10 protein-coding genes are annotated in these 14,102 nt (G+C 68.4%); 3 read left to right on the top strand and 7 right to left on the bottom strand.

Features of this window, described 5'->3' with window-relative positions; all coding sequences use genetic code 11:
* Positions 1–67: 67 nt before the first annotated feature.
* Positions 68–1,357 (bottom strand): ABC transporter substrate-binding protein, encoded by a 1,290-nt coding sequence (locus tag QSU92_RS06715; protein ID WP_289265403.1) that lies wholly within the window; start codon positions 1,355–1,357, stop codon positions 68–70.
* 160 nt (positions 1,358–1,517) lie between these two features.
* On the opposite strand from QSU92_RS06715, the gene QSU92_RS06710 reads away from it, so the two are divergent.
* Complete coding sequence (locus QSU92_RS06710; RefSeq protein ID WP_289265402.1) at positions 1,518–2,519, top strand: LacI family DNA-binding transcriptional regulator; 1,002 nt, start codon at positions 1,518–1,520, stop codon at positions 2,517–2,519.
* Here QSU92_RS06710 and QSU92_RS06705 read toward each other — a convergent pair.
* From QSU92_RS06705 to QSU92_RS06680, 6 genes are all read right to left on the bottom strand, one after another.
* Positions 2,488–3,723 (bottom strand): ROK family transcriptional regulator, encoded by a 1,236-nt coding sequence (locus QSU92_RS06705; RefSeq protein ID WP_289265401.1) that lies wholly within the window; start codon positions 3,721–3,723, stop codon positions 2,488–2,490. The genes QSU92_RS06710 and QSU92_RS06705 overlap by 32 nt on opposite strands.
* Before the next feature lie 117 nt (positions 3,724–3,840).
* Entirely contained in the window at positions 3,841–7,170 is a 3,330-nt protein-coding gene (locus tag QSU92_RS06700; protein WP_289265400.1) for an endo-1,4-beta-xylanase, read from the bottom strand.
* Between the two features lie 99 nt (positions 7,171–7,269).
* The gene (locus tag QSU92_RS06695) at positions 7,270–8,310 is read right to left on the bottom strand and encodes a LacI family DNA-binding transcriptional regulator (protein WP_289265399.1); all 1,041 of its coding nucleotides are present in this window, start codon (positions 8,308–8,310) and stop codon (positions 7,270–7,272) included.
* Positions 8,311–8,344: 34 nt separating this feature from the next.
* Positions 8,345–9,583, bottom strand: coding sequence for a D-mannonate dehydratase ManD (gene manD, locus QSU92_RS06690; protein WP_289265398.1), 1,239 nt, complete (start codon positions 9,581–9,583; stop codon positions 8,345–8,347).
* A 31-nt stretch (positions 9,584–9,614) separates the two neighbouring features.
* Entirely contained in the window at positions 9,615–10,931 is a 1,317-nt protein-coding gene (locus tag QSU92_RS06685) for a mannitol dehydrogenase family protein (RefSeq protein WP_289265397.1), read from the bottom strand.
* A complete protein-coding gene (locus tag QSU92_RS06680) occupies positions 10,928–11,926 on the bottom strand; it encodes an acetylxylan esterase (RefSeq protein ID WP_289265396.1) in 999 nt (332 codons plus the stop codon). Before QSU92_RS06680 ends, QSU92_RS06685 begins: the two co-directional genes overlap by 4 nt.
* Positions 11,927–12,154: 228 nt before the next feature.
* Between QSU92_RS06680 and QSU92_RS06675 the strand changes: the two genes are divergently transcribed.
* On the top strand, positions 12,155–13,126 hold the full coding sequence (locus QSU92_RS06675; RefSeq protein ID WP_289265836.1) for an ABC transporter permease: 972 nt from the start codon (positions 12,155–12,157) through the stop codon (positions 13,124–13,126).
* A gap of 56 nt (positions 13,127–13,182) precedes the next feature.
* On the top strand, positions 13,183–14,070 hold the full coding sequence (locus QSU92_RS06670) for a carbohydrate ABC transporter permease (RefSeq protein ID WP_289265835.1): 888 nt from the start codon (positions 13,183–13,185) through the stop codon (positions 14,068–14,070).
* Positions 14,071–14,102: the final 32 nt, after the last annotated feature.

Genomic DNA, 14,102 nt, shown 5'->3' with positions numbered 1-14,102 from the left:
CGTGGCGCCGCCCCCGTCGTGCTGCGCGAGATCGGAGTCCGAGGTGGACATCTCGCGAACGGTCATGTCAGCCCTGCGCACCCGCCGTGTTGACCGATTGGATGAACTGCTCGGGGTCGCTGTTGCCCGCGAGCATGTCGACGACCGCCACGTTCAGCGCGTTGCCGACGTTCTGGCCGAGGACCGTGTCGAGCCACTGCGAGACGAACGGGGCGCTGTTGTACGCCTCGAGGATCTGCTGCAGGTAGGGCTCGGTGACCGATTCCTGCGCCACGGTGTTCACCGGGGGCGACTGGAACGCCTCGTAGTACAGCTGCTGCTGCTCGGCGCTGGCGATGAAGTTCAGGAAGTCGACGCACTCGTCGGGAGCCTGCTCGGCGCACGAGTACCCGTCGACACCGCCCATCATCGAGCCGGGCTCGCCCTCGCCGCCCTCGATCTCGGGGAACGGGAACCAGGCGAGGTCGGGGAGCGGCTGCTCGTCCGGCGTGAGGGAGGCGATGACACCCGGGTTCCAGGCGCCCATGAGCTCCATCGCCGCCTGGCGGTTGGCCAGGAGGCCTGCCGACGAGCCGGCGCCCTGCTGGGCGGGGGTGGTCAGGAAGCCCTCGTTGAAGGGCTCGATCGCGGCGAAGTCCTGGAGGTTCTCGGCGGCGCGCGTCCAGCACTCGTCGCTGAAGTCCTTCGAGTCGCCGGTCTCCTCGATCACCTCGGGGCTGCACTCGCGGAGGGCGAAGAAGTAGTACCAGTGAGCGGCCGGCCAGGCGTCCTGGGCGCCGAGGGCGATCGGCGCGATGCCGGTCTCCTTGAGCGACTCGACGGCGGATTCGAGTTCGGCGATCGAGGTGGGGGTCTCCTCGACCCCGGCCGCGGCGAAGGCGTCCTCGCTGTACCAGAAGCCACCGGGCAGAACCGAGAGCGGCATGGCCCACACCGAGTCCTGGTAGGTCTCCGCCGCGAAGGACCCTTCGGGGATCTCGGCGCGCACGTCGTCGGAGATCACGTCGGTGAGGTCCTTGAGCTGACCCGCGTTGACCATGTCGGCCATCTTGCCGCCGCCGCGCTGGAGGAAGATGTCCGGCGGGTCGCCGGCGTTCAGCGCGGTCTGGAGCAGACCGTCGAGGTCTTCGTTCTGCACCGACTGCATCTCGATGGTGACGCCGGGGTTCTCCTCCATGAAGGAGTCGATCGCGTTCTGCCAGAACTCCTGGCCGGGGCCCGTCGTGGAGTTCTGCCACAGCGTCATTTCGACGCTGCCGTCAGCGGACTCGCCGCCTCCTCCGCCGGAGCATGCGCTCAGCACGAGCGCGCCGGCGAGCAGTGACACTGCGCCCGCTGTGATTCTGCTGGCTTTCATGTGATTCACCTGTTCTCTTCCTTGAGGTGCACTCTCGGTCCTCGAGGTGCGATGCGAATTCCGGGCTGCTGTCGGGACCCGGACGGCGTCCAGTCTTCGTAACGGAGGGAAAAGTGTCAAACGTTTTCGAAAACAGTTTCAATGGCGCTAGCATCCCCCCATGGGTTCCCGTCCGACCATCACCGATGTCGCCCGCGCCGCGGGTGTCTCGGCGGCGACGGTGTCCAAAGCCGTGAACGGCCGGTACGGTGTCGCCCCCGACACCGTGGAGCGCGTGCTGCAGGTCGTCGCCGAGCTCGGCTACGAGTCGAGCCTCGTCGCCTCGAGCATGCGATCGCGCAGGACCGGCGTCATCGGGGTGCTGGTGGCGGACTTCGAGCCGTTCAGCGCCGAGATCATGAAGGGCGTGGGACGGGCTCTGCGCGACACGCACTACGATCTCCTGGCGTACAGCGGCTCGCGTCAGCAGAACGGCGAGGGCTGGGAGCGCCGTTCGCTCAGCAGGCTCAGCGGAACGCTGATCGACGGGGTCATCATGGTCACCCCGACGGTGGTCGGCGCGAGCGCCGAGGTGCCGATCGTCGCCGTCGACCCCCACACCGGTCGTGCCGACCTTCCCACGGTCGAATCCGACAGCTTCGCCGGTGCACGCGAGGCCACCCGGTACCTGCTCGAACTGGGGCACCGGCGCATCGGCTTCATCGCCGGGCGCCCGGACCTCCGGTCATCCATCCTCCGAGACGCCGGGTACCGTCGCGCTCTGTCCGATGCCGGCGTCGCCTACGACCCCTCGCTCGTGCGGGTCGGTATGTACCAGCCCGACGTGGTGCGCGAGCAGGCCCGCGGGCTTCTCGGTCAGGACCGCCCGCCGACCGCCGTCTTCGCGGCGAACGACCTTTCCGCGCTCGGCCTCATCGACGTCGCGGCGGGGATGGGACTGCGAATCCCCGACGACCTCTCGGTGATCGGGTTCGACGACATCCCCGACGCGACGCAGGGGCCGGTGTCGCTGACGACCGTGCGTCAGCCGATGCAGGGGCTCGGTGCGACCGCCGCCGGCATGCTGGTCGCGCTGATGAACGGCGACACGCTCGACGCCACGCACGTGGGGCTGGCGACGCGGTTGGTGGTCAGGGGGACGACGGCACCGCCGCCGCGCTGACCTCGGCGTCAACATCGACGGATCCGGCGAGCTCCAGAGCGCTCGACGGATCCGCCAAGAGGGCGTCGAAGACGACTTCGGCCGCGCCGATGAGCAGGCGGTCCTCCGCGAGCGAGGCCAGGCGCAGCTGCAGGTCTTCGGTCGCCGCCGGCATCGCCTGCGCACGCACGCGCGCGAGAAGGCCGGCGACATCCACGTCGGCGATGGTCGCCAGAAACCCGCCGAGCACGACCACGGAGGGGTTCAGGACGTTCACCGCGTTGGCGAGGGCGGTGGACAGGATGCGGCGCTGCCGCTCGACCTCGGCCGAGACGGCGGCGCGGGTGCCGGGATCAGGCGGGTCGGCGAGGGCGGCGGCGAGGGTGGGCTCGTCGGCGGAATCGAGCCCGACGGCCGCGAGGAGCCGCGACCTGCTGACCTCGTCTTCGAGCACGCCGTCGGCGGCCAGCCGGTCTGCGCCGTCGGCGATCCCGGGCCGGTTCTGACCGAACTCGCCGGCGTACCCGCCGGAGCCCCCCACCGTGACACCGCCCACGATGAGGCCGCCGCCGATGCCGCTCGCGCCGCCGTTGAGGTAGACGACGTCGTCGACGCCGCGGGCCGCTCCGAAGAGGTGCTCGGCCATCGCCCCCAGGCTGGCGTCGTTGGCGACCCGGGTGAGCAGGCCCGTCGCCTCGGCGACGAGGTCGCCGAGTGGCACATCGCGCCAGTGCAGGTGGGGGGCGTCACGGACCAGACCGTCGGAGGCACGCACGAGGCCCGGCACAGCGAGGCCGATCCCCACGATCGCGGCGTCGGCGAGCACGCCGCGGCGCCACGCCTCCAACCGCGCGGCGAGGAGAGCGGTGGCCTCCTCGGGAGTCGGGGGCCGGTCGACCTCATGGCGTTCGCGGATCACGGTCGTCTGATCGAGGCGGACGACGGCGAGCGTGATCGCGTCGACCTCCGGATTCACGGCGACCGCGACGACCCGCGGCGAGACCGCGACGATCGGCGAGGGCCTCCCCACCCGGCGGGCCGGGTCGGGGGCGCGCTCGGTCACCAGACCGTGGCGGACGAGCTGACCGACGAGGTCGGCGATCGTCGATCGATTGAGTCGCGTGGCCTCGGTGAGACTCGCCCGTGAGAGCGGGCCGAGGCGATGCAGCAGCGTCAGGATCGTCGACAGGTTCCGCTGTCGACCGCCGGGCCCGACCAGACTCATCGCTCCAGTGTAGGGAGAAGGGTGCTCTGCGCCCGGACGGACGCGGGGCACCGCACTGCGAGAGGGGAAGTGCCCCGCGCCCGAACGGACGCGGGGCACCCCGGGGGACGATGCGCCTCAGCCCTGCATCCGCTCCCGTCGCCGCTGCACGAGGATCGCGCCGGCGAGCAGGGCCAGCAGGCCCGCGAGGCCCAGGCCGATCGGCAGGCCGCCGCCGGTCGAGGCGAGCGGGTTGCCCGGGTCGTCCGCCGCGCCGCCGTCCGATCCGCCCGGCGCCGGAGGCGTGGTCGGCGTACCGGGCTCACCGGGTGCGCCCGGCTCGGTCGGTGTGGTGGGCTCACCGGGCTCGGTGGGCGTGGTGTCGTCCGCGGCGACCAGCTCTCCCACGCCCCATCGGGCGGTGGACTGGTAGCCGGCGCCGGTGGGGTCGGCCCAGTTGCGGATGCCGGTGCGCGCGCCGTCGGAGGCGTCGTTGACCTGGAAGTCCAGACCGTGGAACGTCCCCTCGCCGCCCGAGTCGAGCAGGCTGATGCGGGCCTCGACGACGTAACCGCCGTCGACGGTGGTCACCTGCGACTCCACGCGGTTCCGCTGGAACGCCTCGTCCCCGGTTCCGAACGACACCGCGCCGGCCGCACTGATGCGGATCTGGGTGTCGTCGTACCGGTAGGAGCCGTTCTTGACGTTGCCGGCGTCGACGTAGATCTCCACGGAGTCCTGGATCCAGGGATCCGAACCCGAGACATCGACCACCGGGTCGGCGACCTCGGCGAGGACGAACAGGGCGTTGTCCTGCCACAGGGTCCGCACCGATGCGGTGGCACCGGCGGTGCCCTCGATCTGACGGTCGGTGGTCACGGCGTTCGCGGCGGCCCACGCGTCATCCACGGCGCCGTCGATGGTCGGCGTCTCCGACGCCTCGACGACCTCGACGAAGGACAGCGGCTCGACGAGCGTGAGGTTCCCCAGCTCGCCCGCGGTGTTCCACCCGGCGGAGGAGTCGCCGTCGGCGATGCGCACGTCGAAGCGGACCACCTCGCCGAGATCGGCGTCGCCGAGAGGGAGAGCCGCGACGACCCGGTAACCGGTCTCGGTCTCGGTGACCGACGCGGACACGTCGCCCTCCCCATCGCGGGCGACGGCGTACTGCTGGCCGCCCACGTCGAAGGTCACGCCGTCGCCGTCATCCATCGATCCATCCGTCACCTCGACATACGCGGTGAGGGTGCCGGGCTCCCAGCGAAGCTGGAACGCTCCGGTCTGCTCGATCGGCAGCAGGGGCAGACGCTCCCACTCGGCCGAGGTCGTCGCGGTGTCGTCCACCGGCACCGATCCGCCGAAGACGAACGCACTGCGCTGGCGGGCGGGGAGCTCCTCATCGACGGCGCCGAAGTACGCGGGCTTTCCCTGGTAGGCGTCGTCGAACAGCAGGGGAGCGCCGTTGGCGGAGCGCCAGCTGCGACCGTCGGTGAGGCCCCACACGGTGACGCTGTAGAGCTCGTCGATGTTCTCGCGGAACACCCGGAACGCGTCGCGGTAGTAGTAGCCCTGTTCGATCAGCAGCGCTTCGCTCACCGGGGTTCCCGTGGTGACGTCGAGCTCGGTGACCACCTGGGTCACCGGCAGGTCGGCGAACGTCGTGATCGCCTGCTCCAGTGCCGAGACGGGCATCGCCAGGCTCACGTGGAACTGGTGTCCGACACCGTCGATCGGCACGCCGCGCTCGAGGAGCCGCTCGACGAGCGCCAGGTAGCGCCCCTGCTTGCCCGACTGCTCGGTGTTGTAGTCGTTGATGAAGAGGGTCACCGGGCGGTCGGTCCCGTCGGCGGCGTAGACGTCGTTGAACGCTTCGTCGGCGTACTGGAACGACAGGTCGATGAACTCCTCACCGAGGATGCGGTACCACTCGCTTCGACGGAGGCCGTCGGCGTACTCGGAGCCGTCGGAGACGACCTCGTTGACCACGTCCCACGCGTTCAGCGGGTTGGTGCCGCCGAACTCGCCGTACTCGGTGGCGAGCCACTCGGCGACGTTGAAGATGTGCTCGCGGAGGCGGTCCCGCAGGATCTGCTTGTCGCCATCGCTCGTGGTGAGCGGTGAGCCGTCGGCTGCCTCGAAGAAGAACGCCGGCGTCTGGCTGTGCCACACCAGCACGTGCCCGTACACCGCGAGGTCGTTGGCCTCGGCGAAGTCCATCAGCGCGACGGCTTCGGGGTTGGCGCGGAACTGGCCGTTCGCGTCGTACCAGGCCTCGGGCTTCATGTAGTTCTCACCCGTGATCTGGTCGAAGTGGCGCAGCAGCAGCTCCGAGGCGACGCCCGTCGTCTCCCGGCTGTCGATCGCTACACCCACCGGGACGTCCAGTGTGTCCTGGAGCGGCGTGAGGTCCTGGATCTCGCCGGGCTCGGGGACGCTCACCTGGATGTCGTCGAAGTACAGGTCGGACGTGTTGGTGCCGTTGTAGTCCGTCTCGAAGTAGAGCAGACCTGTGTCGAACGCCTGGAGAGGGAAGGATGCCCGCACCTGCGTCCACCCCGAGTTGGTGACGTCCGCGAACTGCGCGAGTGTCGAGAACGTCGTCGCCCCCTGGTAGTCGCGCTGCAGGCTCAGCCAGACCGGACTCGTCGGCTGACCAGCGCCGAAGCGCACCCATGCCGTGACCTCGTAGGTGGTGTCGGCCTGGAGCTCGGCGATGTCGTGGCCGAAGCCCGAGCCCTGCGAGGTGCGGCCCGTCAGAGCTGCCGCCTGGGTGCCCTGCTGCGCATCGTCGCTGGTGAGCGCCACCGTCGGGGCGCCGCTGCCGCTGTCGCGCGGAACCCATCCGCCGAGGCCCTCTTCGAAGTCGTTCGAGAGCGCGGTCGGACCGGTCACCGGCGGGGTGCCGGGGTCGGTCGGCTCGGTCGGCTCGGCGGGATCGGTGTCGAGCGCCGTGACGACGAGGTCGTCAAGGTAGTAGGTGAACGTCCCCGACTCGGCGTCGCCCGTACCGATGTAGAGCTGGTGCTCGGGCAGGTTCGCGTCGGCGGGGATGGTGTACTCGCCGCTGATGGTGGTCCAGTCGGCGGCGGTGGCGGTGGTCGGCCCGATCCACGTGTAGGCCGGTTTCATCACGAAGCGCGCCGACTGGTCTGCGGTGCCTTCGGCCAGCTTGATGCGGGCCGAGACGCTGTAGGTCGTTCCTGCCTCGAAGATCCCGGCGGGGCTCTGGATGCCGGTGAAATCGTCGGCGCGGTCGGCGACCTGCAGGACCTGCGAGCCGTCGAGGTCGACGACGGAGAGGGTGTTCTCACCTCCTCCGCTGGCGATCCAATCGCCGGTCGTGCCGTCCTCGAAGTCGGCCGAGGCGATGACGGTGTCGGCTGCGGAGGCGGCCGACAGGGGGGCGACGATCAGAGCTGCGGCTGCCAGGACGGCGGCTGCAGCGGATCGAGCACGATGTCGTCTCACGAATACGCTCCTTTGCGCGGGGTTTGTCGTGGTCGCAAACCTATGTGCGCAGAAGCGGGGTGAGGGCCTTCCTCATCTAAACGTTACGAAACACGTCACTTAAGTTTCGACGGCCGCTCGGGCGTCGGGTCGCGGCTGCGCCGGCGCCGTGCTCTCCCGCACCACCAGGTGAGTGGCGAGATCCATGCGCAGCGTTTCCGGCTGGCCGCCCGTGCCCAGCCGGAGCGCGAGCCGGGTCGCCTCCTCGCCCATCCGGCGCAGCGGCTGATGGATGGTCGTGAGCTGCGGGCTGAACCAGCGCGCCAGAGCGATGTCGTCGTACCCGACGACCGACAGGTCGGTGGGGACGTCCAGCCCGGCTGCCCGTGCCGCGGCGATGACGCCGATCGCCTGCAGGTCGCTCCCCGCGAAGATCGCCGTCGGGCGTTCCTCGAGAGCGAGGAGCTCACGTGCCCACACCTCGCCGCCCGAGGGGTGGAAGTCGCCGAAGCGCACCCAATTCGGATCGACAGGGAGCCCCGCGGCATTCATCGCCGAGCGGTAGCCGTCGAGGCGCGCGTGGGAGCACAGCGCGTCGGAAGGTCCGGTGATGGCGGCGATCCGCCGATGTCCGAGTTCGATGAGGTGCCGGGTGGCCACGAGGCCTCCCGTCCAGTTCGCCGATCCGACCGCCGGCACGTCGGCGGCCGGATCGCCGGACGGGTCGACGATGACGAACGGGATGCCGCGCCGCTTGAGTTTGTCGCGGTGGGCGGGCGCGAGGTCCGAGAAGACGAGGATGACGGCGGCCGGGCTCCGGCGCAGGACGCCGTCGATCCACTCGTCGCCGGGTGCGTGCCGGTCGCCGCTGAGCGTGAGCACGGTCGACAGCCCCGCTTCCGCCGCGACGGTCTCCACCCCGGTGATCATGTCCGCCGACCAGCTCGGCTCGAGCTCGTGGAGGACCAGCTCGACGTAGTCGCTGCGTCGGCTGGCCGCACGGCGGGTGTAGCCGTGCTCTGCGAGGAGCTGCTCGATCCGCGCCCGGGTCGCCGAGGCGACATCCGTCCGGCCGTTGAGGACCTTCGACATCGTCGCGATCGAGACCCCGGCCTCCTCGGCCAGCTGCGCCAGCGTGACGCGCGTGCCGCTTGTGCTCATTGCGTGATCATAGAACGCGTCCCGTCGGCCGCTCTCACCAGTCGTGGACCGTGCCGTCGGCGAGACGGTTGTACGGCAGATAAGCCTGTACGTACGGGTAGCGCCCGGCATTATCGGCGTCGAGGTGCACGCCCAGACCCGGTTCGTCGCCGGGATGGAGCATGCCGTCCTCCCAGGTGAAAGACGTGCGGAAGACGGAGTTCGTCTTCTCCCCGTGCTGCATGTATTCCTGAATGCCGAAGTTGTGGATCGACAGACCGAGGTGCATGGCGGCGGCCATGCCTACTGGGGAGATGTCGGTGGGGCCGTGCATCCCCGACTTGATCTGATACTGAGCGGCATAGTCGAGCACCTTTTTCAGGTGGGAGATGCCTCCGGTGTGTGTGACCGCCGATCGGACGTAGTCGATGAGCTGCTCTCGGATGATCTGCTGATAGTCCCAGACGGTGTTGAAGATCTCACCGATCGCAAGCGGCGTGGTGGTGTGCGTGCGAACGAGGCGGAGAGCCTCCTGGTTCTCGGCAGGGGTGCAGTCCTCCAGCCAGAACAGATCGAAAGATTCCACGCTCTTGCCGAGCTGCGCTGCCTGGATCGGAGTCAGCCGATGGTGCGCGTCGTGCAGAAGGGGAATCTCGGCACCGAACTCATGGCGGACGGCCTCGAAGACCGTGGGCACGTGGCGCAGGTAGGACCGGGTGTCCCAGTCTTCCTGTGCAGGCACCGCTCCGCGCTGGGCAGGCTCGTGGTCGTAGCGCACATCCGTGTTGGCTTCGTACGTCGCGTTCGACGCGATGCCGTAGATCGATGTCAGGCCGGGCACTCCGGTCTGAACACGGATGGCGCGGTATCCCTGCTCCTGGTGCGCCCGGATGCTGTCGAACAACTCCGGCAGCTCTTTGCCCGAGGCGTGTCCATAGGCGAGCAACCCGGTGCGCGAGGCGCCGCCGAGCAACTGGTACACCGGCATGCCGGCAGCCTTGCCCTTGATATCCCACAGCGCCATGTCGACGGCGGCGATCGCGGCCATCGTGACCGGACCGCGCCGCCAGTAAGCGCTGCGGTAGAGGAACTGCCACGTATCCTCGATGCGGTGCGCGTCGCGGCCGAGTAGCAACGGCACGATGTGGTCGCGCAGGTAGGAGACGACCGCGAGCTCGCGCCCGTTCAGGGTGGCGTCGCCGAGGCCGGTGAGGCCGTCGTCGGTCGTCAATTTCAGGGTCACGAAGTTGCGGTCGGGGCTCGTGACGATCACTTCGGCGCGTTCGATGTTCATGGCGGTCTCCTTCGCGGATGGATGCGGTGGCTCAGCTGGCGACGATCGCAGCCGATATGAGTTCGCGGTCGACCGATGTCGCGCCCGACGTCAGATCGTCGAGCCGCGTGATCCCCGCGGGGAACGCCCCGCGGCGGGCGCCGACAGACCAATCGCGGATAACGCCGAGCGCACCGTCCGCGAGGCCCCCGACCTCTCGTTCGGCGGAGAGGACGGGCAGCACCCGCAGCCGCACTTTCGTGGCGGTGTCCACGGCGATCTGGTCGAGTCGATGACCGATGCGGTCGTTCTCGAAGCGCTCGACGAGTTGGCGGCGATAGCCTGCGGTCTCCGCGCCGGCTCCGACGGCGCGTTCCGCCTCGTCCCAGAACCGGTCGAGTGCTACTCGGCAAGCGGGATCACCCATGGCCTCGGCCACCGTGGTGCAGCCGCGGAGTAGACCTCGGAACGCGAGCGCTAAATGCCCGCCGTTGAGCATCAACAGCTTCCGGCGTTCGAAGGGGGCGATGTCGCCGACGAAGCGCGCGCCGGTGTCCTCCCAGCGCGGACGTCCTGCGGGGAAGTCACCGGCAAGGACCCAGTCCGAGAATGGCTCGGCCACCACCGCGGCCTCGTCGCGGAAGCCCGTGGCGTCCTCGACCGCGCGAAGGTCATTTGGCGTCGTGTGGGGGGTGATGCGATCGATGCTCGTGGAGACGAACGACACCTGCCATGCGGTGGGATCCCAGCCGAGCGCGACGGCGACATCGGTGACCGAACGCTCGATCGCGCGGCCGTTGTCGGGCAGGTTGTCGCAGGGCACCACGGCGATCGGACCGGCTCCCTTGGCGGCTCGATCGCGCAGGGCGAGGGTCAGCCGCGCAGCGGGCGTGTGGAGGACACCCGGGCGGCCGTCCCGGAGGGCCGTCAGGTCGGCGACGACGTCGGGATGATCGGTGTCGAGACGTCCGTCGGCAGCCAGGTAGTAGCCCGCTTCGGTGATCGTCATGCTGACGACTGACGTCGCGGGTGCCGAGACCAGCGCGACGAAGCGGTCGAGATCCACGGAGGCGCGCGCTTCACTGATGCTGTCCACGATATGGAAGCGATCGCCGTCCCGCCCGCGCTCGACCAAGGTGTACACCCCGCCTTGGGCGGCCAGCTGATCGGCCACCCCAGGGCTGCGTCCGGTGAACCCGGCGATTCCCCAGTTCTCCGCATCACCGGCGCGGGAGGTGTACCAGGCCTGATGCGTGCGGTGGAAGGCGCCGATGCCGATGTGGACGATCCTGATGGGCGCGGGGCGACGGGCGCGACCGGCCTCGACGAGCGCGTCGCGGGTCAGACGTGGCGGAGGGGGCGGCGTCATCGGGCGGCCACCGATGCCGCGGCGAGCTGTCGCACTCGTGCCCGCAGCCACTCCGCCTGGTGCACCCAGTGCGCGCCCTCACCCGCCTCGTGACCGTTCCAGGCATAGGTGATCGTCTCCGCACCGGCGCCCCACTGATTCGCGGCGGCGAAGACGCCCGAGGGGGGTGCGATGGTGTCCATGAGCGCCGCACCGAACAGCGCCGGAGCCGTCGCGCGGCGGGCGAAGGCGACGCCGTCGAAGTAAGACAACGTGTCGAAGACCCGCTCGGTCGCATCGCGGTGGACGGCGAGGTACCTGGTGAGCTCGGCGTGCGGGTCGGCGTCGGTGAGTCCGATCACACGGGGGAGGTCGCACAGGATCGGCACGTTCGGAAGCGCGCCCACGAGTCCCTCGGACAGGCCAGCGGCAGCGATGGCGATTGCGCCGCCCTGGCTGTTCCCGGTCACCGCGATCCGCGACGGATCCACCTCCGGCACCTCACGAAGGGCGTCGACAGCGCGTACCGCATCCGTGAACACCCGTCGGTAGTAGTAGTCGAAGGGATTCTCGATGCCACGGGTCAAGAAGCCCGCGGTTGCCGGACCGGCCCCGTGGGGATCCGCCGTCTGCCCGCCGGTGCCCGACGTCGATCCTTGGCCCCGCGTGTCGACGATGAGCTGGGCGAATCCGGCCGCGGGCCAGTGAAGCCGCTCGTGCGGCAGGCCGCGACCGCGGCCGTACCCGACGAACTCCACCACGGCGGGAAGCGGTTCGGGCGCACCGGAGGGAAGCACGAGCCAGGCCCGCACGCGGTCGCCGGCGAAGCCCGGGAAGAGGACGTCCTCCACAGTCACCAGATCCAGCGGAGCGGTCGCGGGAGTGCGCCGGATGCCGGTGGCCTGCGCACGGGCGTCCGCCAGCGTCTCCCGCCAGAAGGAGTCGAAGCCCGGAGGTTCGGGCACGTCGGGACGGTAGGTCCGGAGTTGTGATTCCGGCAGGTCGAAGCGCGCCATTGCGGGGGTTCTCCCATCGTTTCGTGATCCGCCGGACGCGGCGGTATCCCTGAGGCGAGATCGAATGAAAACGTTGACATCGATCCTTCCAGAGGTTAGCGTCATCGGGTATCGCAGGGGAAGACGAAAGTTTCCCCCTCGAAACAGCAAGCCTCTCTGAGAGCTGACCACCCGCAAAGGAGCGCAGTGTCCGTCAACAGCAACGTCGTCATCGCCGACGCGATCGAGCTGCGCGAAGAGGCCGAGGACGAGCATCACAAGGCCGGCCACGGTGGGCGTTCCCGTCCGCCCAAGCAGCGCCGTACCTGGCGGAAGGCACTGAAGCGCGATTGGCGCCTCTACTCGCTGCTGGTCCTTCCGATCATCTTCCTCTTGATCTTCCGCTACGTGCCGATGGCGGGCAATGTCATCGCATTCCGCCGGTTCCGTCCTGGCGGGAGCATGTTCGGCGATGAGTGGGTCGGTCTGCGCTATGTCGAGCTGTTCATCAACGACCCGACCTTCTGGCGGGCCTTCTGGAACACGGTGATCCTGGGCGGGGTGACGCTCGCGATCGTATTCCCGTTGCCGATCATCCTCGCGCTGATGTTCAATGAGCTGCGGTCGCGGCGCTTCAAGCGCATCGCGCAGTCCATTTCGTACCTGCCCCACTTCATGTCGATCGTCATCGTGGCCGGAATGGTCCTCCAGCTCACCGCACTTCGCGGCTCCATCAACCAGGGGATCGAGTTCTTCGGGGGCGAGGCCATCCCGTTCATGCAGCTGCCGGAATGGTTCCGCACGATATACGTGAGCTCCGAGATCTGGCAGACGGTCGGGTGGGGGACCATTCTCTACCTCGCAGCACTCACCACCATCGACCCGCAGCTCTACGAAGCCGCGCGCATCGACGGCGCCAGTCGCTGGCGCCAGATCTGGCACGTCACGCTGCCGGGCATCCGGCCCACGATGATCGTGCTGCTCATCTTGAACATCGGCACATTCATGGCCGTCGGTTTCGAGAAGGTGCTGCTGCTGTACAACCCCCTGCTGTATCCCACAGCCGATGTCATATCCACGTACCTCTATCGGGTCGGCATCATCTCGAGCAACTTCTCGTACGCCACGGCGATCGGCCTCTTCGAGGCGCTCATCGGTCTGACTCTGATTCTTTCCGCCAACGCGATCTCGCGCCGAGCAGTGGGGACGAGCCTGTGGTGACCTCCAGCATCCGTACTCCGGTCCGGCGGCGCGCCGACAGGATCTTCCGACCTTCCATGCAGGGCGGCATCAAGGACTCCCGCAGCTACACGGTGTTCCGAGTGATCAACGCCGTCCTCATCGTGGCGATCTGCTTCATCACCCTCTACCCCTTCCTGAACGTCATCGCTCAGGCGTTCAGCTCCGAGGCGTACATCAACTCCGGGCAGGTGAATCTCATCCCGATGGGGTTCAATGTCACCACCTTCGGGTATGTCATGAGTGACCCGCTGTTCTGGCGGAACTACGGCAACACGGTGGTCTACACGGTCGTGGCGACCGCCATCGCGATGGTGCTCACGACGTCCTTCGCCTACGCGCTGTCGAAGAGGCATCTCAAGGGCCGGGCGTTCTTCATCGGCATCGCCGTGTTCACCATGTTCTTCAACGGCGGGCTCATCCCGAACTACATCCTGATCAACACCCTGGGATTCAAGAACACGATCTGGGCGATCGTGATCCCGAACGCGATAAGCATCTTCAATCTCCTGGTGATGAAGGCCTTCTTCGAGAACTTCCCCGAAGATCTTGAGGAAGCGGCGGCGATCGACGGGCTGACGACCTACGGCATCCTTCTTCGCATCGTTCTTCCCCTGAGCAAGGCTGTCATCGCCACGATGGTGCTCTTCTATGCGGTGTCGTTCTGGAATTCATGGTTCACCGCTTTCCTCTATCTCGATCAATCCGAGCTGTATCCGGTCACCGTCTACCTGCGGAACCTGCTGGCAGCCGCCACCGGAGGCGAATCTCTCGGAGCAGGCATGGGCTCCGGTGAATCCGCGCAGGTCGCCGCGAACGTCAAGGCCGTGACGATGCTCCTCACGGTGCTTCCCATCGTCTGTCTCTACCCCTTCATCCAGAAGTACTTCGTCTCCGGCGTCATGCTCGGCTCCGTCAAGCAGTGACCCGCAGATACGCGATCCACACCCCCAGAAAG

Source organism: Microbacterium sp. ET2 (assembly GCF_030347395.1).
Taxonomy (GTDB): Bacteria; Actinomycetota; Actinomycetes; order Actinomycetales; family Microbacteriaceae; genus Microbacterium; species Microbacterium albipurpureum.
This window is presented reverse-complemented; position numbering and strand designations above follow the sequence as displayed.

Coding starts and splice junctions, on each gene's coding strand:
- QSU92_RS06670 (WP_289265835.1), top strand. CDS start 13,183: ATGCAGGGCGGCATCAAGGACTCCCGCAGCTACACGGTGTTCCGAGTG.
- QSU92_RS06680 (WP_289265396.1), bottom strand. CDS start 11,926: ATGGCGCGCTTCGACCTGCCGGAATCACAACTCCGGACCTACCGTCCC.
- QSU92_RS06715 (WP_289265403.1), bottom strand. CDS start 1,357: ATGAAAGCCAGCAGAATCACAGCGGGCGCAGTGTCACTGCTCGCCGGC.
- QSU92_RS06695 (WP_289265399.1), bottom strand. CDS start 8,310: ATGAGCACAAGCGGCACGCGCGTCACGCTGGCGCAGCTGGCCGAGGAG.
- QSU92_RS06705 (WP_289265401.1), bottom strand. CDS start 3,723: ATGAGTCTGGTCGGGCCCGGCGGTCGACAGCGGAACCTGTCGACGATC.
- manD (WP_289265398.1), bottom strand. CDS start 9,583: ATGAACATCGAACGCGCCGAAGTGATCGTCACGAGCCCCGACCGCAAC.
- QSU92_RS06710 (WP_289265402.1), top strand. CDS start 1,518: ATGGGTTCCCGTCCGACCATCACCGATGTCGCCCGCGCCGCGGGTGTC.
- QSU92_RS06685 (WP_289265397.1), bottom strand. CDS start 10,931: ATGACGCCGCCCCCTCCGCCACGTCTGACCCGCGACGCGCTCGTCGAG.